The organism is Nonomuraea fuscirosea (assembly GCF_003001935.1).
Classification (GTDB): Bacteria; Actinomycetota; Actinomycetes; order Streptosporangiales; family Streptosporangiaceae; genus Nonomuraea; species Nonomuraea fuscirosea.
The window spans coordinates 610704-631880 of record NZ_PVNG01000002.1 but is presented as its reverse complement, the minus strand read 5'-3'; the positions used below and the strand labels follow the sequence as shown (position 1 = coordinate 631880).

Annotated in this window: 17 protein-coding genes; 7 read left to right on the top strand and 10 right to left on the bottom strand. The window is 71.1% G+C overall.

What is annotated here, in order from left to right; genetic code table 11:
- Positions 1 to 65 precede the first annotated feature (65 nt).
- A complete protein-coding gene (locus tag B0I32_RS06345; RefSeq protein ID WP_106235781.1) occupies positions 66 to 2021 on the top strand; it encodes a glycosyl hydrolase family 18 protein in 1956 nt (651 codons plus the stop codon).
- Positions 2022 to 2193: 172 nt separating this feature from the next.
- Here B0I32_RS06345 and B0I32_RS06340 read toward each other — a convergent pair whose 3' ends face one another.
- Positions 2194 to 3039 carry an aldo/keto reductase gene (locus tag B0I32_RS06340; protein WP_106235779.1) on the bottom strand — a complete coding sequence of 282 codons (846 nt, stop codon included), beginning with the start codon at positions 3037 to 3039 and terminating at the stop codon, positions 2194 to 2196.
- Between the two features lie 145 nt (positions 3040 to 3184).
- Between B0I32_RS06340 and B0I32_RS06335 the strand changes: the two genes are divergently transcribed.
- On the top strand, positions 3185 to 4786 hold the full coding sequence (locus B0I32_RS06335; RefSeq protein WP_106235777.1) for a M28 family metallopeptidase: 1602 nt from the start codon (positions 3185 to 3187) through the stop codon (positions 4784 to 4786).
- A gap of 108 nt (positions 4787 to 4894) precedes the next feature.
- Here B0I32_RS06335 and B0I32_RS06330 read toward each other — a convergent pair whose 3' ends face one another.
- The 5 genes from B0I32_RS06330 to B0I32_RS06310 form a co-directional block, all read right to left on the bottom strand.
- Positions 4895 to 6256, bottom strand: a complete 1362-nt coding sequence (locus B0I32_RS06330) for a sulfatase family protein (protein WP_181307076.1) — start codon at positions 6254 to 6256, stop codon at positions 4895 to 4897.
- 14 nt (positions 6257 to 6270) lie between these two features.
- Positions 6271 to 7077 (bottom strand): carbohydrate ABC transporter permease, encoded by an 807-nt coding sequence (locus tag B0I32_RS06325; protein WP_106235775.1) that lies wholly within the window; start codon positions 7075 to 7077, stop codon positions 6271 to 6273.
- Positions 7077 to 7952, bottom strand: coding sequence for a carbohydrate ABC transporter permease (locus B0I32_RS06320; protein ID WP_106235773.1), 876 nt, complete (start codon positions 7950 to 7952; stop codon positions 7077 to 7079). Before B0I32_RS06320 ends, B0I32_RS06325 begins: the two co-directional genes overlap by 1 nt.
- 89 nt (positions 7953 to 8041) lie before the next feature.
- A complete protein-coding gene (locus B0I32_RS06315; protein WP_106235771.1) occupies positions 8042 to 9307 on the bottom strand; it encodes an ABC transporter substrate-binding protein in 1266 nt (421 codons plus the stop codon).
- A 14-nt stretch (positions 9308 to 9321) separates the two neighbouring features.
- A complete protein-coding gene (locus tag B0I32_RS06310) occupies positions 9322 to 10323 on the bottom strand; it encodes a LacI family DNA-binding transcriptional regulator (protein ID WP_106235770.1) in 1002 nt (333 codons plus the stop codon).
- Between the two features lie 334 nt (positions 10324 to 10657).
- Between B0I32_RS06310 and B0I32_RS06305 the strand changes: the two genes are divergently transcribed.
- From B0I32_RS06305 to B0I32_RS06290, 4 genes are all read left to right on the top strand, one after another.
- Positions 10658 to 12268 carry a multicopper oxidase family protein gene (locus B0I32_RS06305; RefSeq protein ID WP_245955633.1) on the top strand — a complete coding sequence of 537 codons (1611 nt, stop codon included), beginning with the start codon at positions 10658 to 10660 and terminating at the stop codon, positions 12266 to 12268.
- Between the two features lie 159 nt (positions 12269 to 12427).
- Positions 12428 to 13366, top strand: a complete 939-nt coding sequence (locus B0I32_RS06300; RefSeq protein ID WP_181307075.1) for a thermonuclease family protein — start codon at positions 12428 to 12430, stop codon at positions 13364 to 13366.
- Positions 13367 to 13442: 76 nt separating this feature from the next.
- Positions 13443 to 14051, top strand: coding sequence for a hypothetical protein (locus B0I32_RS06295; RefSeq protein WP_106235766.1), 609 nt, complete (start codon positions 13443 to 13445; stop codon positions 14049 to 14051).
- 178 nt (positions 14052 to 14229) lie between these two features.
- Positions 14230 to 15561 (top strand): glycoside hydrolase family 30 protein, encoded by a 1332-nt coding sequence (locus B0I32_RS06290; RefSeq protein ID WP_106235764.1) that lies wholly within the window; start codon positions 14230 to 14232, stop codon positions 15559 to 15561.
- Positions 15562 to 15630: 69 nt separating this feature from the next.
- Here B0I32_RS06290 and B0I32_RS06285 read toward each other — a convergent pair whose 3' ends face one another.
- The 4 genes from B0I32_RS06285 to B0I32_RS06270 form a co-directional block, all read right to left on the bottom strand.
- Complete coding sequence (locus B0I32_RS06285; RefSeq protein WP_106235762.1) at positions 15631 to 16446, bottom strand: carbohydrate ABC transporter permease; 816 nt, start codon at positions 16444 to 16446, stop codon at positions 15631 to 15633.
- Entirely contained in the window at positions 16439 to 17398 is a 960-nt protein-coding gene (locus B0I32_RS06280) for a carbohydrate ABC transporter permease (protein ID WP_245955632.1), read from the bottom strand. The genes B0I32_RS06285 and B0I32_RS06280 overlap by 8 nt, the downstream gene beginning before the upstream one ends.
- Position 17399: 1 nt before the next feature.
- Positions 17400 to 18656, bottom strand: a complete 1257-nt coding sequence (locus B0I32_RS06275) for an ABC transporter substrate-binding protein (RefSeq protein WP_106235759.1) — start codon at positions 18654 to 18656, stop codon at positions 17400 to 17402.
- A 70-nt stretch (positions 18657 to 18726) separates the two neighbouring features.
- Entirely contained in the window at positions 18727 to 19854 is a 1128-nt protein-coding gene (locus tag B0I32_RS06270) for an ROK family protein (RefSeq protein WP_106235757.1), read from the bottom strand.
- A 75-nt stretch (positions 19855 to 19929) separates the two neighbouring features.
- Between B0I32_RS06270 and B0I32_RS06265 the strand changes: the two genes are divergently transcribed.
- The gene (locus B0I32_RS06265; protein WP_106235755.1) at positions 19930 to 21177 is read left to right on the top strand and encodes a Gfo/Idh/MocA family protein; all 1248 of its coding nucleotides are present in this window, start codon (positions 19930 to 19932) and stop codon (positions 21175 to 21177) included.

Genomic DNA, 21177 nt, shown 5'->3' with positions numbered 1-21177 from the left:
GAAACTTTCCTAATAGTTGGCATCCTTCACCCCCCTCACACCCCCCAACCGGATGTCGGAGCGTCATGAGACACAAGATCCTGAGCAAGCTCCTCGCGGTGCTGGCGGCGCTGGCACTTCCCCTCACGGCCCTGGCCGTCGCGCCGCCGCAGGCGCTGGCCTCGGCGCAGGCCGTCCTCGCCGACTGGGCGGCGTGGACGGCCTACACGGCGGGCACGCGCGTCACGTACAACGGCGTCGAGTACGAGTGCGTCCAGAGCCACACCTCCCAGCCCGGCTGGGAGCCCCCGAACGTCCCGGCGCTGTGGCGGACCACAGGCGGCGGCGGAGGCGACACCACCGCGCCCTCGGCGCCGGGCAACCTCCGTTCGACCGGCGTCACCAACAACAGCGTCGCCCTGGCCTGGAACGCCGCCACCGACAACGTCGGCGTCACCGGCTACGAGGTCTACCGCGGCGGCAGCCTCGTCACCACCGTCACCGGCACCACGTACACCAACACCGGCCTGAACGCCGGCACCAGCTACACCTTCACCGTCCGCGCCCGCGACGCCGCCAGCAACCGCTCCGGCGAGAGCAACAGCGTCAGCGCGACGACCTCGGGCGGCGGAGGCGGCGACACCACCGCGCCCTCCGTGCCGGGCAACCTGCGCTCGACCGGCGTCACCAACAACAGCGTCGCCCTGGCCTGGAACGCCGCCACCGACAACGTCGGCGTCACCGGCTACGAGGTCTACCGCGGCGGCAGCCTCGTCACCACCGTCACCGGCACCACCTACACCAACACCGGCCTGAACGCCGGCACCGGCTACAGCTACACCGTCCGCGCCCGCGACGCCGCCGGCAACCGCTCCGGCGAGAGCAACAGCGTCAGCGCCACCACCACGGGCGGCGGAGGCGGCGGGGGTAACAAGGTCCTCGGCTACTTCGTGCAGTGGGGCGTCTACCAGCGCGGCTACCACGTCAAGAACATCGACACCAGCGGCTCGGCGGCCAAGCTCACCCACATCAACTACGCCTTCGGCAACGTGCAGAACGGCCAGTGCACGATCGGCGACAGCTACGCCGACTACGACCGCTTCTACCAGGCGAACGAGAGCGTGGACGGCGTCGCCGACACCTGGGACGCGGGCGCGCTGCGCGGCAGCTTCAACCAGCTGCGCAAGCTCAAGAAGAAGCACCCCCACCTGAAGGTGCTGTTCTCCTTCGGCGGCTGGACCTGGTCCGGCGGCTTCGGCCAGGCGGCCCAGAACCCGGCGGCCTTCGCCGACTCCTGCTACAACCTGCTGGAGGACCCGCGCTGGGCGGACGTGTTCGATGGCATCGACATCGACTGGGAGTACCCGAACGCCTGCGGCCTGACCTGCGACAGCAGCGGCCCCGCCGCGTTCAGGAACGTCATGTCGGCGCTGCGCTCGCGCTTCGGCTCCAACTACCTGGTCACCGCCGCGATCACCGCCGACGGCACCAACGGCGGCAAGATCGACGCGGCCGACTACGGCGGCGCCGCGCAGTACCTGGACTGGTACAACGTCATGACCTACGACTACTTCGGCGCCTTCGCCCCGCAGGGACCGACGGCTCCGCACTCGCCGCTGACCTCCTACAACGGCATCCCGACCGCGAACTTCCACTCCGACGCCGCCATCCAGAAGCTCAAGAGCAAGGGCGTGCCGGCGAGCAAACTGCTGCTCGGGATCGGCTTCTACGGCCGCGGCTGGGCCGGGGTCTCGCAGGCCGCGCCGGGCGGCTCGGCCTCCGGGCCCGCGCCGGGGACGTACGAGCAGGGCATCGAGGACTACAAGGTGCTCAAGACGCGCTGCCCGGCCACCGGCACGGTCGGCGGGACGGCGTACGCGTACTGCGGCAACCAGTGGTGGAGCTACGACACGCCGGCCACCATCGGCGGCAAGATGAGCTACTCGAAGAACCAGGGCCTCGGCGGCGCGTTCTTCTGGGAGCTCAGCGGTGACACCACGAACGCCGAACTGCTCACGGCCATGCGCAACGGCCTGGGCTGACCGGCGGCAGACCCGATCGGCCGGTCACGAACCGGCCGATCGGCGGCACCGGCTGATCGGCCGACCAGCCCACCGGCTGATCCGCTGTCCGGCCGGCCGCGTGACCGGCCGATCGGAATGAGCGGCCGGTCGGCAGGCGGGCCGGCCCTCCGTCCGGGGAGGGCCGGCCCGCTCAGCCGAGCTCGCGCACCTGCTCGTCCGTCAGCGTCACCGTCGAGGCCCCCAGGTTCTCCTCCAGGTGCGCGATCGACGAGGTGCCGGGGATCGGCGCGACCACCGGCGAGCGGGCCAGCAGCCAGGCCAGGGCCACCTGCGAGGGCGTCGCCCCGACGGCCTTGGCGACGTGCTGGACCGGGCTGCCCGACCCGGCCAGCGCCCCCTTGGCGACGGGGCTGTAGGGGATGAACACGATCCCCTCCCGCTCGCAGTGCTCCAGCACCTCCTCGGAGTCGCGCAGGGTGAGGTTGTAGCGGTTCTGGACACTGGCGATGCCGGTGACGCGGCGGGCCCGTTCCAACACGTCGACGGTCACCTCCGACAGGCCGATATCGGCGATCTTGCCCTCGTCCCGCAGCGCCTTCAGCTCGCCCACCTGCTCCTCCAGCGGCACCCGCGGGTCCACGCGGTGCAGCTGCAGCAGGCCGAGCCGCTCGGCGCCGAGCCGGCGCAGGCTCATCTCGACCTCCTGCCGCAGGTATTCCGGCCGCCCCACCGGATGCCACTGGCCCGGCCCCGTGCGCACGAACCCGGCCTTCGTCGCGATCAGCAGGTCCTCCGGGTAGGGGTGCAGCGCCTCGCGGATGAGCTCCTCGTTGACGTAGGGCCCGTACGAGTCGGCGGTGTCGATGAAGTTCACGCCCAGCTCGACCACCCGGCGCAGCACCCTGATCGCCTCGTCGTGATCGCGCGGCGGCCCCCAGACGCCGGGCCCCGTGAGGCTCATGGCCCCGTAGCCGAGGCGGTGCACGGTCTTGCCGCCGAGGGTGACGGTGCCGGTGGACGGGAGGGAGATGGACATGCGGTTCCCCGTTTCGAGTGCGACGTTCCAGGTCCGTGATGCAACGGATACGCGGTCAATCTTCCCTATCACCCCGCCGATGAATACGTTTCGGGGGCACGTGCGCATTTTGACCCGATTCACCGTCCACGTTCGAGGAGCAAGCATGCGTTCCCGCTTACGTAAGGGCGTGCTCGGCGCCATCACCGCCGCCGCCGTGGCCCTGTCGCCTCTGGCCATCGCCTCCCCCGCCGGCGCCCAAGGACCCGGACACGGGCACGGGCCCGGACACGGACACGGACCCGGTCCCGGACAGGGGCACGGACCCAAGGACGCCGTGGACAAGCTGGTCAAGGCGGTCTCCGGCAAGAACGTCAAGAAGCACCTGAAGGCGTTCCAGGCCATCGCCTCCGCGAACGACAACACCCGTGTCTCGGGGACGCGCGGGTTCGACGCCTCCCGCGACTACGTGGCCGGCAAACTGCGCCACGCCGGGTACGACGTGACGATCCAGCCCTTCGAGTTCACCTTCGAGGGCTACATCACGCCGCCCGTGCTGCAGAAGACCGACGGGACGCCCAAGTCGTACACGTACGGGTTCTTCAGCGACTACGTCGCGATGGTGGACTCCCCCGCCGGCGGCGTCACCGGCACCGTCCAGAACGTGGACCTCGTGCTGCCGCCGGGTGAGCCGAACTCCTCGACCTCGGGCTGCGAGGCCGCCGACTTCGCCGGGTTCACGGCCGGAAACATCGCGCTCATGCAGCGCGGCACCTGCAACTTCCGCGTCAAGGTGGACAACGCCATGGCCGCCGGCGCCTCCGGCGCCATCGTCTTCAACGAGGGGCAGGAGGGCCGTACGGAGGTCGACCTCAACCCGACGCTGGGCGGGCCCGGCGTGACGATCCCGTCGTTCTTCGCCAGCTTCGCCGTCGGCCAGGAGCTGGCCGCGGCCGGCAGCACGGTCAAGATGAACTGGGACCCGATCGTGGAGACCAGGACCACCTACAACGTGATCGCGCAGAGCAGGAAGGGCGACCCGGACAACGTCGTCATGCTCGGCGCGCACCTGGACAGCGTCCAGGAGGGCCCCGGCATCAACGACAACGGCTCGGGCAGCGCCGGCACCCTGGAGGTCGCGCTGCAGATGGCCAAGATCAAGCCGAAGAACCAGCTGCGCTTCGCCTTCTGGGGCGCCGAGGAGTTCGGCCTGCTCGGCTCGCAGCACTACGTGGACACGCTGACGCCGGAGCAGCGGGACAAGATCACGCTGTACCTGAACTTCGACATGATCGGCTCGCCCAACTACACGTTCGGCATCTACGACGGCGACGGTGACGCCTTCGGCACCGCCGGGCCGCCCGGATCCGACGTGATCGAGGAGGACTTCGAGAAGTTCTTCGCCAAGCGCGGGCAGCCCTTCACGGCGACGGCGTTCACCGGGCGCTCCGACTACGGGCCGTTCATCGCGGTCGGCATCCCGTCGGGCGGCCTGTTCACCGGCGCCGAGGTGCGCAAGACCGAGGAGGAGGCGGCGATCTTCGGCGGCACGGCCGGCATCCCGCTCGACCCCTGCTACCACAGCTCCTGCGACACCATCAAGAACATCAACGACAAGGCGCTGGACGTGAACTCCGACGCCATCGCGACCCTCGCGGGCCGGTACGCCTTCGACACCGGCACGATCGGCACCACCCCGCCGGCGCCGGCGGCCCGGAGCGGCGCCGCCGAGGCGCACACCCACGGGCCCGCGGTCTCCGCGAGCTGAACCCCGGCCGCCCCGCGCCTCCTCCCGGAGAGGCGCGGGGCGGCCCTATGAGCGGGGCTGTCCAGGGGCGGGCTGTTCAGGGACAGGGCTGTTCAGGGAGAGGGCTGTTCAGGAACGGGGCTGGTGGCCGAAACGGACTGGTTTCGGGCCGCGGAGCCGTACCTCCGGGTCGGGCATCGCCTGCTCGCGCCCCGCCCGCGCCACGGCCGGCTCGACGACCGGCTCGGCCTCGCCCGCCGCCACGATCCGCCGCACCAGCCGCTCCCGCAGCCCGGCGGCGACCTCGGCGTGCGAGCCGTACCCCGCCAGGTTGACCAGCTCGTACGGATCGTGCTCCAGGTCGTAGAGCGCCTGCTCCCGGTAGCGGTCGGCGGCCGGGACGTCCCACGGGTCGGCGCCCTCGGCGACGGCGTAGTACTTCCACCGCGAGGTGCGGATGCCGCGCCCCACCTCCGACTCGCTCACCTGGAAGAAGACCTCCTCCGGCCAGTCGGCGCGGGAGTCGCGCACCAGCGGCAGGAACGAGCGGCCCTGCATCTCCGCCGGCACGTCCAGCCCGGCGGCGTCCAGCAGCGTCGGCGGCAGGTCGAGGGTGCTGACCGGCCGGCCGATCGCGCCGCCGCCGTCGAAGCCGGGCCCGCGCAGCGCCAGCGGCACCCGCAGGGAGGCGTCGTGGCAGGAGCGCTTGTACTCGCCGTTGCGAGTCTTGAAGTGGTTGCCGTGGTCGGAGGTGTAGGCCACGATCGTGTCGTCCAGCAGGTCCATGCTGCGCAGCGCGTCGAGCAGCCGGCCGAGCCCTTCGTCCAGGCGTTTGACCTGGCCCAGGTAGCCGCCCATGTGCCGGTGCGCGGTCCCGCCGAGCGCGGCCAGGTCCGGCGGCATCCAGCGGCCCTGGTGGCGCTCCTCGTAGCCGTCGGGGGCCGGGTAGTCGTCCGTCTCGTTCTGGTGGTGCGGCTCCAGCAGCGACAGGAAGAGGAAGAACGGCTCGCCGGCGTGGTCGGCGACGAACCGCACGGCCGCGTCCATCAGCGCGTCGGAGCGGTAGCCGGGCAGCAGGACGGGCTCGTTCGCCTCGTCGTAGACGATCGTCCGGTAGGCGTCGGAGGTGTGCTCAAGGGCGTTGGCGCCCAGCCACGACCGGTAGCCGCCGCGCCGCTCCTCGGGGACCGGCTCGGTGCCGGCCAGGTGCCACTTGCCGATGTAGCCGGTGGCGTAGCCGGCCGCGCCGAAGTGGTGCGCCAGCGTGCGCTCCTCCGGCGGCAGCACGCGGCCGTTGCGGTGCACGCCGGTCGTGGTCGGATAGCGGCCCGTCTGCAGGGCGGCGCGGGCGGGCGCGCACACCGGCTGCGGGGTGATCGCCACCGTGGCCTGCGTGCCGTGCCTGGCCATCCGGTCGAGGTTCGGGGTGAAGGGACCGACGGTGTCCCACCGCTGCTGGTCGGTGAAGACGACGATCACGTTCGGGCGCAAGATGCTGGAACTCCTTATTTGAGGCCGGTCAGGGCGATGCCGCGGACGAAGTAGCGCTGGGTCAGGACGAACAGGACGGCGGTGGGGACGAAGAGGATCACCGAGCCGGCCGCCGTCAGGTGCCACAGCGTGAAGTACTCCTGGTTGAACAGGGTGAGCCCGACCGGAATGGTGCGCATCTCGGGCGTGCTGGTGGCGACCAGCGGCCAGAGGAACTCGTTCCACTGGAAGACGAAGGTGAACAGCCCGAGCACGGCCAGCGCCGGCCGCGTCTGCGGCAGGATGACGCTGCGGTAGATCCGCAGCTCGGAGGCGCCGTCGATGCGGGCCGCGCTGATCAGGTCGTCGGGGATGGGCTGGATGAACTGCCGCATGAGGAAGATGCCGAACGCGTCCATGAGGAACGGCGTGATCAGCCCCTGGTACGTGTCGAGCCACCCCAGGTTGGCCATCAGCACGTACAGCGGGATCATCCGCACGAAGAACGGCACCATCAGCGTGGCCAGCAACGCCACGAACAGCGTGTTGCGCAGCGGGAAGCGGAACTTGGCGAAGACGTACCCGACGAGCGGGTCGAACAGCAGGTGCGCCAGCGTGATGCAGCCGGCCACGACGAGGCTGTTGACGATGAAGTCGCCGAACGGCGCCCGCGCGAACAGCTCGGCGTAGTTGCCCCACTGCGGCGCGTCCGGCCACAGGACGGCGTCGGCCGCCAGCGTCTCCGCCTCCGTCTGCAGCGACAGCGAGACCATGTAGAGCAGCGGCAGGACCGTGACCAGGCAGGCCAGGCCGAGCAGGGTGTAGAGCAGCGGCCTGCGCATCAGTACGTCACCTCCCCGCGCCGCCCCGCCCTGAGCTGGACCAGGGTGAAGGCCACGATCACGATCAGCAGCAGCACCGACTGCGCCGAGGAGTAGCCGAAGTCCCTGGTACGGAAGGCGACGTTGAAGATGTGGAAGACCGACAGGTCGGTGGCGTCGCCAGGGCCGCCGCCGGTGATGATGTACGCCTGCCCGAACGCCTGCAGCCCCGAGATGACCGCCATCACCGACACGAACAGCGTGGTCGGGGCGAGCAGCGGCAGCGTGATCCGCCAGAAGCGGCGCCAGGCGTCGGCCCCGTCGATCTTCGCGGCCTCGTGGTAGGTCTCCGGGATGCCCTGCAGCCCGGCCAGGAACAGCACCATCGTGTAGCCGACGCTCTGCCAGAGGGTGACGGCGGCGATCGTGAGCAGCGGCGCGGTGTTGAGCCAGGTCTGTCCCGGCAGGCCCATCGCGCCCAGCACCCGGTTCAGCACGCCGAGTTCGGGGTCGAGGATGTTGCGCCACAGCAGGCCGACGATGGCCACGGAGGTCAGGTACGGCACCAGCAGCAGCACCCGGAACAGCACCCGGCCCCTGAGCGGCTGGTCGATCGCCATGGCCAGGGCCAGCCCGATGACGATCGACCCGGCCACCACCATCACGGCGAACCCGGCCGTGACCAGGAACGAGTGCCGGACGGCCGGATCGGACAGGGCCTGGCCGTAGTTGTCCAGGCCGGCCCACTGGTCGGCCATCGGGCCCGTGCGGAAGCCGGTGGCGACCACGTTGCCGATCGGCAGGTAGAAGAAGGCGGCGAAGAACAGGATCGCGGGCAGCAGGAACAGGTAGGCGGTCCTGGCGTACCGGCCCTGCAGCGTGCGCGGCCGGAACACGGCGAGGCCACCGGGGCGGGGCCGGTGCGCGGCAAGGCCACGGGACGTGGCGGACCGGTGCGCGGCGGGGGCAGGCGGCGTGCGGGGCCTCACTTCAGGAAGCTCTCGGCGCTCGCGGCGAACCTGCGCAGCGTCTCGTCCGCCGGCTGGTTCTGGATCAGCACCTGCTGGTACATGACCTTGAGCGCCTCCTCCCACTTGCCCAGCTTTCCGGTCAGGCGTACCTGCTGGGAGGAGTCCCTGGCGTCGGGGAGCGCGTCGGCGAAGACCTTGAGCGCCGCGTCCGAGCGCACCTCGGGCAGCTCGGCCCAGGAGACGCGCGGCATGAGCATGCCGGTCTCCTTGGTGGCGGCCCGTTCGACGTCGAGGGCGGTGACGCGCTTGATGAAGTCCCACGACAGGTCGGGCCTGGCCGCCTTGGCCGGCACGAACATGCTGACCCCGGCCGCCTGCGTGGCCGCGACCTTGTGCTTGAGCGGCGGCGCGACGCCCAGGTCGATGTCCGGGCTGGTCTTCCTGATCGGCTCCAGGTCCCAGGGGCCGGTGAGGATCATCGCGGCGCGCCCGGCGGAGAACAGCTTCTGCGGGCCCGAGTAGTCGGTGCCGGACACCGGCACCGGGGCGACCTTGTGCTTGTGCACGAGGTCGGCCTGGAACTGGAGCGCGGCGACCGCGTCCGCGATCGGGGTCATCACCTTGCCGGTCTCCGGGTCGTACGGGGTGACGCCGGCCTGCACCATCCACGGCCACAGGTAGGTGTAGTCCTGGTTGAGCGCCACGCCGTGGACGCCGTCCCCGGTCAGCTTCTTGGCCGCGTCGAGGAACTCCTCCCAGGTGGTGGGCACCGCCACGCCCGCGTCGCGGAGCATGGCCTGGTTGTAGAGCAGCGTGTTGCAGGTCAGGTGCAGCTGCACCCCGTACACCTTGCCCTGGTAGGAGTTGCGCTCGACCGTCACCGGCTGCCAGTCGGAGGGGAAGCCCATCGCCTCGCCGTCGCGGTCGACGTAGTCCTGCAGCGAGCGGGCGTTGCCGGAGATCGCGAACTCCTGCACCCATCCGCCGGGCTCCTCCACCAGGTCGGGAACGGTCCCGGAGGCGAAGTCGGCCAGCAGCCTGGTCCGCAGGTCGGGCCACTGGTACTTCTGCAGGTTGACCTTGACCTTGTTGGCCTGCTCGAACTCGGCGATCACCTTGCGGTAGGCCTGGTAGTCGTGGCCGGCGTTCCAGTAGACGGTGAAGGTGCCGGGGGCGGCGCTCTGCGTGGTGGGCGCTCCAGCGCAGGACGCCAGCACCGGAACGGCGGCGGCCGCCCCGGCGAGACGGAACAGGTCACGGCGTGAGGGGTGGGAGGGCATCTCGGATTTCCCTTCTAGGACGAGCCCCGCCGGATGAAGGTCCACGAACGGACGATCTCGCGGGCGGGCGGCGGCTCCTCGGCCTGGAGGCGGTCGAAGAGCAGGCGTACGACGTCGGTGTAGTCGTGCCGGAGCGGGCCGACGGTGCTGAGCGGCGGATTGCTGATGAGACCCTCGTCGATGTTGCCCGCGCCGACGATCGCGACGTCCCCCGGCACGCTCAGCCCGAGGTCCCTGGCCGCCCAGATGGCGCTGATCGCGGCCCGGTCGGAGGCGGCGAAGATCGCGTCGGGCCGGTCGGGCGAGCTCAGCAGCTCGGTCGCCGTCTGGTACGCCGAGACGCGGTCGTCCGCGCCCCCGGTGACGATCCGCTCCTCGACGCCGTGCCGGTCGAGGGCCGTGGTGTAGCCGAGCAGCCGCCCCGCGGGCCGATCCCGGTAGACCTCGTGCCGGTGCGCCATGAACGCGACCCGCCGGCGCCCGCTGCCCAGCAGGTGCCCGACCGCCTCCGCGGTCGCCTCGGCCTCGGGCGTGCGGACGACGTCGCAGCCCGCGAGCCCGCTCTCGTTGCTCATCACCACCAGCGGCAGCCCCGTGCCGGCCAGGCCGGCGAGCAGGTCGCGGGTGAGGTGGTCGCCGCCGAGGTTGACCAGGGCGCCGTCGGCGATGCCGCCGCGCAGCACCTCGACCGCGGACTTCGCGCGGGCCTCGGAGTAGACGGACAGCGACACCACGGAGTAACCCCGCGCGTCGGCCATCTCGTGCAGGTCGGTGGCCAGCCGCTCGTCGCTCGGCACGCCGCCGAACGAGCTGAGCACCAGGCAGACCCGCTGGGTGCGGCGCTTGCGCAGGCTCCTGGCGGCCTGGTCGGGGGTGTAGCCGAGCTGTCTGGCGGCGTCGAGCACCCGCTGCCTGGTCTCGGCGGCGACCGGACGGTTCCTGCCGCTGAGCACGTAGGAGACGGTCGCCACTGACACGTTCGCCAGTTCGGCCACTTGTCGCGCTGTTGGTCTCATGTTAGTCGAATAACCTAGCATTCCTACAGGACATTAGGGTAATTTCGGAGGCCGGATCTCGGTGGACAGGTCAGCCTAGGGAGGATGTTCATCCCCCGGCTCACGGGCGATGTGAATCGATTAACACCGTATGCCGCGCCCTGCGCCCGGATCAAGAGCCGATTCCGGATGGGCGTCACCCGCTCGGGACGGAGGCGGCTCGCGTGCCGCTGGAGCGTGGCGCGCGGATTTCTTGATCACTCTCGGTTACCTTGCCAGGTGGATGGGGGGATCTGTTGTGAATGGTTCGGCACGCGCGCGGGGTCCGGTTTCTCGCAGGTTGTTCGTCACCGGCATGTTCGCCGCCCTGGGCGCCACCCCGGCCGCCGCTCGGGCGGCCACCGGGGGCGCTGGGGGCGCTGGGGGCGCTGGGGGCGCTGGGCTCGCCGGGAGCGCCGAAGGCGCGGGCAGGGCGGCGCGGCCCGCGCGCGGGGTGACGTTGCGGGCGCGTCCCGCGTCGGTCTCGCTGGGGCGGCGTACCGTCTCCACCTGGGCCTACGGGGAGTCGCTGCCCGGGCCGCGCATCGAGGCCACCGCCGGCGGCATCGTCCGGGCCAGGCTCGTCAACGACCTGCCCGCGCCGACCACCGTGCACTGGCACGGCATCAGGATCGACCCCCGGATGGACGGCGCCCCCGGCTACACCCAGCAGGCGACCCGGCCTGGCGGCACGTTCGACTACGTCTTCGAGGTCCCCGATCCGGGCACGTACTTCTACCACTCGCACGTCGGCATGCAGAACGACCGCGGCCTGTACGGGCCGCTGATCGTCGAGGACCCGCGCGAGCCGCTCGGGTACGACGAGGAGTTCACGGTCGTGCTCGACGACTGGCTCGACGGGATCTCGGGCACGCCCGACGACGCGCTGCGCCGGCTGAACGCCAGCACCGAGCACGACGACACCCTGCGCAGCGACCTGCTGGGCGGGGTCGTGGGCGAGCTGGTCCATCCGTACCACCTGGTCAACGGCCGCACGCCGGACGCGCCCGCGGTGTTCACCAGCCGTCCGGGGCGGCTGGTCCGGTTCCGGATGATCAACGCGGCGGCGGACACGCCGTTCCGGGTGGCGCTCGGCGGGCACCGCATCGCCATCACGCACACCGACGGCTTCCCGTGCCGGCCGGTCACGGTGGACACGTTCCTCATCGGCATGGGCGAGCGGTACGACTTCCTCGTCCGGCTGGGGCCGGGGGCGTTCCCGCTGGTGGCGGAGGCGGAGGGCAAGCGGGCGCGGGCGTTCGCCGTCGTCCGTACGACGAAGATCGCCGCCACCCCGAACAGGAACGTCCGGCTGCCCGAGCTGGACGGGCGCATCCTCACCTACGCCGACCTGGAGGCCCGCGGCTCCGACGAGCTCCCGCGCCCGGCCAGGCGGGTGACGGTGACGCTCGGCATGCGGCCGTCGGGCAACGAGTGGACGATGAACGACCGGCTGGCGAACGACCCGATGCGGCTGCGCGTCGAGCGGGGCGAGACGATCAGGATCGTCCTGGACAACCAGTCGCCGATGTGGCACCCGATGCACCTGCACGGCCACACCTTCCAGCTGCGCGGCACGGGGTGGGGCGGGCCGCGCAAGGACACCGTGAACATCAAGCCGCGCGAGCGTCTGAACATCGACGTGAAAGCCGACAATCCCGGCGAATGGATGTTCCACTGCCACAACCTCTACCACCAGGAACAGGGCATGATGGGCACCTTCGGCTACGGCCCTCCCCCGGCCGGCGTCGGCCACGGCGGCCACGGCGGACAGGGCGGTCGCGGCGGCCAGGACGCTCGCGGCGGTCGCGGCCGCGATGCCGGCCACGCCGGTCACGGCGGCGACGGCGGTCGCGGCGCGAGCCGTCCCGACAAACCGGCCGAGCGGGCCGACTCCCGCCGCCACCGGCGCAAGCCCAAGCGCTGAGCCGGCCCGAACCGCCGCACCGGCGGCGATCCCGTAGTGCTGCCACGACCCGCCACACTGCCGTGCCCGGCCGCGCCGTCCATGGACCGGGCTGTTCCGGCGAGTTACGCTCCGCTGGCGACCTGTCGGGGGACAAACCGACACCGATGGGGGGCCATCATGACGTACACCCTGATCCGCGGCAGCTTCGTGATCCGGTATCCGGACCGGCCGCGTCAGGGCCCCGAGCCCGACGGCGACACCGTCAAGTTCAAGCCTGACACGCCCGCCCTGGTCGAGGCGCTGCCCCGGCGCTCCGGCCGGCCGGCGGCGATCACCGCGCGCGGCGTCTCCGCGCGGCTGGAGGCGATCGACGCCCTGGAGACCCACTTCGCGGAGACCCACCAGGAGGAGGACGGCGCCTACGCGGCCCGCGACGAGCTGCTGCGGCTGCTCGGCTTCACGAACGTGACCTTCTGGGAGGACCTGCCCAACCGGGTGCGCTCGGCCGACCAGGACTCCCTGCGCGGCCACGTGCTCAGCAACGGAATCGACGCCAACGGCCGCATGATCGCGTTCTGCTACGCCGGTGACCATCTGGACCCGGACGGGACCACCGTGTTCGTGGACGGGCCGATGGCCGATCGTTCCGCGAACGCGCAGTTGCTGGGCGCCGGGCTCGCCTACCCGGCGTTCTACGCCACGTTGCCCGCGGACCTGCGGGCGCATCTGGCGGAGGCGTCGCAGGCGGCCAGGCGCAAGGGCTCAGGGCTGTGGCCGCGCTCGGACGCCGACCCGGACGGCGCGGCCACCGTGCGGGATCTGGCCGAGCTGGAACGGCTGGTGATGTGGCCGAAGCTGTTCCGGCGGATCGTGCCGTACCTGGCGGCGGGGTTCGCGGACTTCGACGGCTTCGACGCCTGGCTGCGCGCGGATCCGGTCAACCGGGACGACGAGCTGTTCCTGATCCCGAAGCTGGAACGGGGCAACCTGCACGACGTCGTCATCGGGGCGGGGGCCGGGATCCAGCTCACGATGTGGCCGGAGGACTTCATCATCAGCCCGGACCCGCCCGCCCCCGGCGCACCCGTCACCCCACCACCGGACGCACTCCCCTGACGGGGGGCTACCGAGTTGATCCGGCGCGGTCCCCGTCGGAGACTGGGCGTTCCGACAGCCGAACGAAGGAGACCGTATGTTCTCGCTCGTGCCGCGCTCGCTGTTCAGGCTCGCGACCGGAGCGGCGGCAGGCTACCTGTTCGCGCTCCGGCCCTGGCAGCTGCGCTGGGGCGCCGACGAACGCGAGGTCCACGCGGAGATGCCCGGCGACGACCTGGCCGGCCGCGCGCAGTACCAGGCCACCCGCGCGATCACGGTGGCGGCTCCGCCGGCCGGCGTCTGGCCCTGGCTGATCGAGCTCGCCGGCGACCGCCCCGGCGCCGGGACCGACCGGCCCGCCTCCGCCCCCTCGGCCGGCACCCCCGGGGAGGAGCCCGCCGGGCAGGGGCTCAAGGTCGGTGACGTGCTGCTCGGCCGGAACGACGGCAACGCGTTCATCGTGGAGCGGATCGACCCCCCGCACACGCTCGTCCTGGCCATGCGCGGCGCCGACGCCACCACCACCTGCTCCGTCTCCCTGCGCGAGGTGGACGGCGGAACCCGGCTGATCTTCCGCACACGCGTCCGCGCCGAGCCGAACGTGCGCGGCACCACCTACCTCGCGGCCACGGACCTCGGCGACTTCCTCACCACCCGCCGCCGGCTCCTGACCATCAAGGAGCGCGCCGAGTCCACCCACCAGTAGCCGCGCGTCGGCCGGACCGCCCCGCTGAAAGTCCGCGGGCGCTCCGGCCGCCGAGTCACTTGACGCAGCCGTCGACTCCACGGTTGACGGCGCTTATTGACGGGGGAGCCTCCGCGAGCTTACGGTTCCGGCGATCGGCGAAACATATCGTCACGAGCCCGAAATTTTCGGAGGCGCCATGTTACGAGGACTCGTCGCCATCTCGCTGCTCGGCCTCCCCGCCGTGCATCCCACACCCCCCGCCGGCCCGCCCGCCATCACCGTGAACGAGCGCGTCCGGCACCAGGAGATCGACGGCTTCGGCATCTCCCAGGCCTTCCGCCGCAACGAACTGCTCGCCGCCCTGTCTCCGGCCCAGCAGCGGGAGGTCCTCGACCTGTGGTTCGACCGCCGGAAGGGGGCCGGTCTGAGCATCCTGCGGCTCGGCATCGGCTCCTCCCCCGCCGGCAGCCCGTACGACCACATGGTGTCGATCCAGCCCGAGAACCCCGGCGGCCCCGACGCCCCGCCGAAGTACGTGTGGGACGGCGACGACAACAGCCAGGTCTGGGTGGCCAAGGAGGCCAAGCGGTACGGCGTCGAACGCTTCTTCGCCGACGCCTGGAGCGCCCCCGGCTACATGAAGGACAACGGCGACGACAAGAACGGCGGCACCCTGCTGCCCGAGTGGCGGCGCGCGTACGCGAACTACCTGGTCGCCTACACGAAGTTCTACCGCCGTGAAGGCATCAAAATCACCGACCTGGGGTTCACGAACGAGCCCGACTGGACGGCCACGTACGCCTCGATGCGCTTCACCCCCGAGCAGGCCGCCGACTTCGTCAAGGTGCTCGGCCCGATCGCCAAGGACGTCAAGCTGGCCTGCTGCGACTCCTTCGGCTGGACCGAGGCGAAGGCGTACACGGCGGCGATCGAGGCCGACCCCGAGGCCCGCCGCTGGGTGAAGACGCACACGGGCCACACCTACGCCAGCCCGGTGGACGGCCCGCTGCCGACGGCCAGGAAGACGTGGATGTCGGAGTGGAACCCCAACGGCGACACCTGGAACGAGAACTGGGACGACGGCAGCGGCTACGACGGCCTCACCATCGCCCAGGCCGTGCACGACGCGCTCACGCTGGGCCAGGTCAGCGCGTACGTCTACTGGCTGGGCGGCTCGCGCGGGGCGACCAGGGCGCTGCTGCAACTCGACGACGCGGCCAAGCAGTACCACGTGTCGAAACGGCTGTGGGCGCTGGCCGGCTACAGCCGGTTCATCCGTCCGGGCGCGGTGCGGCTGGAGGCGTCGGCGGCCGATCCGGCGGTGAAAGTTTCAGCCTTCAAGAACCGTGACGGCTCCCGGGTGGTGGTGGCGCTCAACACCGGCACCGCTCCCGTCGCGTGGCAGGGCGTGCGCGGCCGGGCGGCGGCGTACGTGACCGACGAGACCCGTTCGCTCACGCCCGCCCCGATCAAGGGCCGCACGGTGACGCTGCCACCGCGGGCCCTGACCACGATCGTCGTGAGCTGACGGGTTCGAGCCCGCCGAGGTCCGCGCGGGCCACGCGGACGTCCGCCCGACCGGCCGCAGGGGAAGAGCTCAGCCCTTGCTGCCGGTGTGGGCGACGCCCTGAATGAACTGCCGCTGCAGGAACACGAAGACGGCGATCACGGGCAGCGAGGCGATCAGCGAGCCGGCCATCAGCACGGGATAGTCGGTCTGGTACTGCCCCTGCAGCGCCGCCAGCCCCGCCGACAGCGTCATCTTCTCCGGATCGGTGTTGACCACCAGCGGCCAGAACAGGTCGTTCCACGCCCACAGCAGGGTCAGGATGCCCAGCGCGATCAGCCCGGGCCGGGCCAGCGGCAGCATGACCGACCAGTAGATGCGCACGGGGCCGGCCCCGTCGAGCCGGGCCGCCTCCTCGATCTCGCGCGGCAGGGCGAGGAAGAACTGCCGCAGCAGGAACACCCCGAACGCGCTGAACAGGCCGGGCACGATGATCGCCTGGAGGCTGTTGAGCCAGCCGAGCGAGGACATGATCTGGTACTGCGGGATCACGAACAGCTGCGGCGGCACCATGAGCACCGACAGGAAGACGCCGAACAGCAGGTTCCGGCCGGGGAAGCGCAGGCGGGCGAAGGCGTAGGCGGCCATCGAGCAGAACAGCACCTGCCCGGTCACCCGGCCCGCGGCCATGATCACGGTGTTGAGGAACTGCTCGCCGAACGGCAGCAGGTCGAAGACCTTGGCGTAGTTGTCCCAGCGTCCCTCGGGCAGGAACGTCGGCGGCACCGCGGTGGTGCTGCTGAGCGTCTTGAGCGAGGTGATGATCTGCCAGACGAACGGCGCCACCATCAGCAGCGACGAGACGGCGAGGATGGCGTGCACGCCCAGCGGGCGGCGCTCAGACATAGTGCACCCACTTGCGCTGGAGGCGGAACTGCGCGACCGTCAGCGCCGCGATGAGCACGAGCAGCGCGATCACGATGGCGGCGGCGTAACCGCGATCGTTGGTGACGAACGCCCGCTCGTAGAAGAGCTGGACGACGGTCTGCAGCCGCGAGTACGCCGGGTTGGCCCGCGCCGACTGCCCGGACCCGGTCATCACGAAGACCAGGTCGAACAGCTGCAGCGAGCCGATCACCGACACGATCGAGATGAAGAACGCGGTCGGCGACAACATCGGCAGCGTGATCCTGAAGAACTGGCGGACGCGGCCGGCGCCGTCCATGGAGGCGGCCTCGTACAGCTCCTTGGGGATGCCCTGCATGCCGGCCAGGAAGATGATCAGGTTGTAGCCGACGCTGCTCCAGATGCCGACCACGACCAGGGCGTACATGGCGGTGGCCGGGTCGGCGATCCAGTTGGGCCCGTCGATGCCGGCGATCGAGAGCACCTGGTTGACCAGGCCGTAGTCGCCGTTGTAGAGCCAGCGCCAGAGCATCGCGACCGCGACCGGCATGGTCACCACCGGCAGGAAGAACGCCGTGCGGTACACGCTCACCCCGCGCAGCCCCTGCCGGTTCATCAGCGCGGCGAACACGATGGCGACGGGGATCCCGATCAGGCCGAGCGCGGTGTACATGAGCGTGTTGAGCATCGCCCGGCCGACCTCGGGGTCGGCGATCAGCCGCGTGTAGTTCTCCAGGCCGACCCAGGTGTGCCCGCCGAACGCGCCCCATTCGGTGAAGGAGAAGTAGGCGGTCTGCAGGACGGGCCACAGGTAGAAGACGGCCAGGCCGAGGCCGGTGGGGGCGATGAACGCGTACCCCCACAGGGCCTCGGTGCGCGGCCCGCGCCGCTTCGCCGCGTGGGCGGCTCCCGCGGACGAGCGCGGGGGCCGCGTTCCGGCGGTGGTGGTCACGTCACTCCTTGGCCAGCAGGTCGTTCATGCCGGCCGCGAGGTCCGCGGCGGCCTTCTCGACCGGCACCTCGCCGGTCCACGCCTTGGTGAGGTGGGTGAGCTCGGCCTCCTGCCAGGCGGCGGTGTTCTTGGACACCGGGTACGGCACCGCGTACGCGACGGAGTCGAGGAACGTCTGCAGCTTCCACTCGGGGTGGGCGGCCACCCAGTCGTTCTGGGTGCCGTTGTAGGCCGGGATCGGGCCCTTCTTGCCGAGGATGTCGGCGGCCGGCTTGGAACCGAGGAACTTGACCAGCTCCAGCGCCTCGGCCGGGTGCTCGGTCTTGGCCGACACCACGTTGGCCACGCCGTGGATGATCGTGGCCTGCTTCTCGCCCTTGGGCAGCGGGGCGACGTCGACCTTGTCCTTGGTGTAGTCGTTCTTGCCGAACTCGGCCACGTTCCAGGACCCGCCCCAGTACATCGCCAGCTTGCCGGCCTCGAAGAGCTGCAGCGGGGCGGTGTCGGTCATGGTCTTGAGGTCGGGCGACTGCTTGGCGGCGATGAGGTCGGTCCAGAACTTCAGGCCCTGGATCGTCTTCGGGTCGTCGTAGCCGGACTTCTTGCCGTCGGGCGAGATCACGTGGCCGCCGGCCTGGTAGATCGTGTTGTACTGGTATTCCTGGAAGCTGGTCAGCTCGGCCCCGACGGCGTAGACGCCCTTGTCCGGGTCGGTGAGCTTGGCGGCGCTCTCCTTGAAGTCGGCCCAGGTCCAGTCGTCGGCCGGATACTTCACCTTGGCCTGGTCGAAGAGCGTCTTGTTGTACCAGACGCCGACGGTGTCCATGTCCTTGGGCAGGCCGTACAGCTTGCCCTCGTAGGTGTAGAGGTCCACCAGCGCCTTGGGGTAGACCGAGGTGTCGACCTGCTCCTCGATCGGCTTGATCACGCCGTTGGAGGCGTAGAGCTGGAAGTTGGGGCCGTTCATCCAGAAGACGTCGGGCGCGGCGCCGCCGGTGACGGCGGCCTTCATCTTCGTCCAGTAGTCGGCCCACGGGGTGAGCTGGACGTTGACGGTGACGTCCGGGTGCGTCTTGGTGAACTCCGCGGCCAGTTCCTGCATGACCGCCTGCTGGGTGGCGTCCCAGACGCCGTAGGACAGCGTCACCTTCTCTCCGGGCTGCGCGTCCGTGCCGCCGGCCTGCTCACCGCCGCCGCAGGCGGAGGCGAGCAGCGCCGCGCAGAGGAGGGCCGCACCGCTCCGTGCCGACTTCCACATCTCCCAGTCCTCTCCTAGAACGTGGGAGTAATCATGGAGTCCAGTGAAATACTTGGCAAGAGTGAGCGTGTTACAGATGGCTCACGAGCGGGCTGCGGCCGTCGAGCACCCGGTCTTCGACGTCGTCCAGCGCGAGCCGTACGGCGCCGAGCACCACGGCCTCGTCGCCCAGTGCCGACATGCGCACCTCGGGGGTGCGGATGCACCAGCGGTCCAGCTCCCGCCTGAGCGGCTCGATGAGCACGTCGGCCGAGCGCGAGTAGCCGCCGCCGACCACGACCATCTGCGGATCCAGCGTCAGGACCAGCGCGGACGCCCCGAGCGCGAGGTCCTTGACGTAGCGGCGCACGGCCGCGACCGCCGCCTTGTCGCCCTCCCGCGCGGCGGCGAACACGTCGCCCGCCTCGCCGCTGGCGGCCACCAGGTGTTCCTGGGCGCGGATCCAGCCGAGCACCGGCAGCGCCCCGATCTCGCCCGAGGCGTTGGCAAAGCCCCGGTGCAGCTTGCCGTCGATGATCAGACCGGCTCCGGTACGCAGCCCGGCCAGCAGGAACACCAGGTCCTTGGCGTAGCGGGCCACCCCCCGCCAGCACTCGGCCAGGGCGGCGAGCTTGCCGTCGTTCTCCACCAGCACCGGGGCCGGGACCATTCGGCGGACGTGGGCGGCCAGGTCGACGCCGGTCCACTCGGGCAGCGCCTCCGACAGCAGCACCCGGCCGGCGCCGTCCACCAGGCCGGTGGTGCCGACGCCTGAGGCCCACACGTCGCCGCCGGTCAGCCCGGCGCCCTCCAGGCACTCCGCGACCGCCCGGTCCACCGCCGCCAGGCGTTCGAGCCGGCCCATCTCGGGCGTCACGGCGACCCACGCGCCGTGCTGCACCTCGCCGTCGAGGTCGGCGACCACCGCGCGGATCTTGTGCCCGCCGATGTCGACGCCGAGCACCCGGCCCGCCTCGGACCTGAACCGGTAGCGCCTGGCCGGGCGGCCCACCCCGCCGGCCGTGGCGCCCGCCTCGGCGACCCAGCCCTTCTGCAGCAGCTCGCGCACCACGTCCTCGGCCGACGCGCGTGACAGCCCCGTGCTCTTGGCCACCTCGGTCAGCGTGAGCGACGAGCCGCCCTGCAACACCTTGATCACGGCCTGCGCGTTGAGCTGCCGCAGCCTGGACAGGTCGCCGCCGGTCACATCCCCGGCCATCGGCCCCCCTTGCTGTCAGCATTCCAGAACCGAATAATGATGCTCTCCATGATATTTCTTCGGGGGGAAGGTTCCATGACTGAGGTGACTCTAGCCGTCGTCGGCGGCGGCCTGCGAGGGCTGACGTACGCGCGCCGGGCGCACGCGACGGGAGCCGGGCGGGTGGTCGCCGTGGCGGAGCCCGATCCCGGGCGGCGGGCGGCGTTCGCGGCCGAGTTCGGGATCGCGCCCGAGCGGGTCCACGAGGACTGGAAGGACCTGGCGGCGGCCGGCCGGCTGGCGGACGCGGCCGTCATCGCCACGCAGGACCGGCTGCACACCGACCCCGCCGTGACGCTGGCCGACCTCGGTTATCACATCCTCCTGGAGAAGCCGATGGCCACGGAGGAGCACGAGGCGGCCGCCATCGCCGCGGCGGCCGTGCGCAACGGCATCATGCTGGCGGTCTGCCACGTGCTGCGGTACACGCCGTACACGCGGGTGATGAAGGAGTTGCTGGACGAAGGCCGGATCGGCCGGCTGGTCAGCGTGCAGCACCTGGAGCCGGTCGGCTGGTGGCACCAGGCGCACTCGTTCGTCCGCGGGCACTGGCGGCGCGAGGACACCTCGGCGCCGATGCTGCTGGCCAAGGCCTGCCACGACGTGGACTGGCTGGTGCACCTGTTCGGCCGCCCGCCGGCCCGGGTGTCGTCGTTCGGCTCCCTGTCGCACTTCCGCGCCGAGGAGCGGCCCGCCGCCGCGGCCGACCGGTGCCTCGACTGCCCGCTGGAGCCGTCGTGCCCGTACTCGGCGCCGCGGCTCTACCTGGGCTGCCTCGGCGATCCCGAGAGCGAGTTCTGGCCGCTCGGGGCCGTCACGCCGGGGCGCACCGAGGCCGACGTGCTGGAGGCGCTGCGCACCGGGCCGTACGGGCGCTGCGTGTACGCCTGCGACAACGACGTGGTCGACCACCAGGAGGTGGTGATGGAGTTCGACGACGGCGGGACCTGCTCGTTCACGATGAGCGCGTTCACCCCGATGGAGCACCGCCGCACCCGCCTGTTCGGCACCCACGGCTACATCGAGGGCGACGGCGGCACGCTGCGGGTGATGGACTTCCGCACCGGCGCGGAGGAGGTCATGACGGTGGACGAGGCGGGCGGCCCGTCGGCGGCCGACGGCCACGGGGGCGGCGACGAGGGGCTCACCGACGCCTTCCTCGCCGCCGTCGCCTCGGGTGACGCCACGCTGCTGCGCTCGGACGCCGAGCAGAGCCTGATGACGCACCGCGTCGTCTGGGCCGCCGAACGCGCCCGCCTCAGCGGCACGGTGGTCACCCTGTGA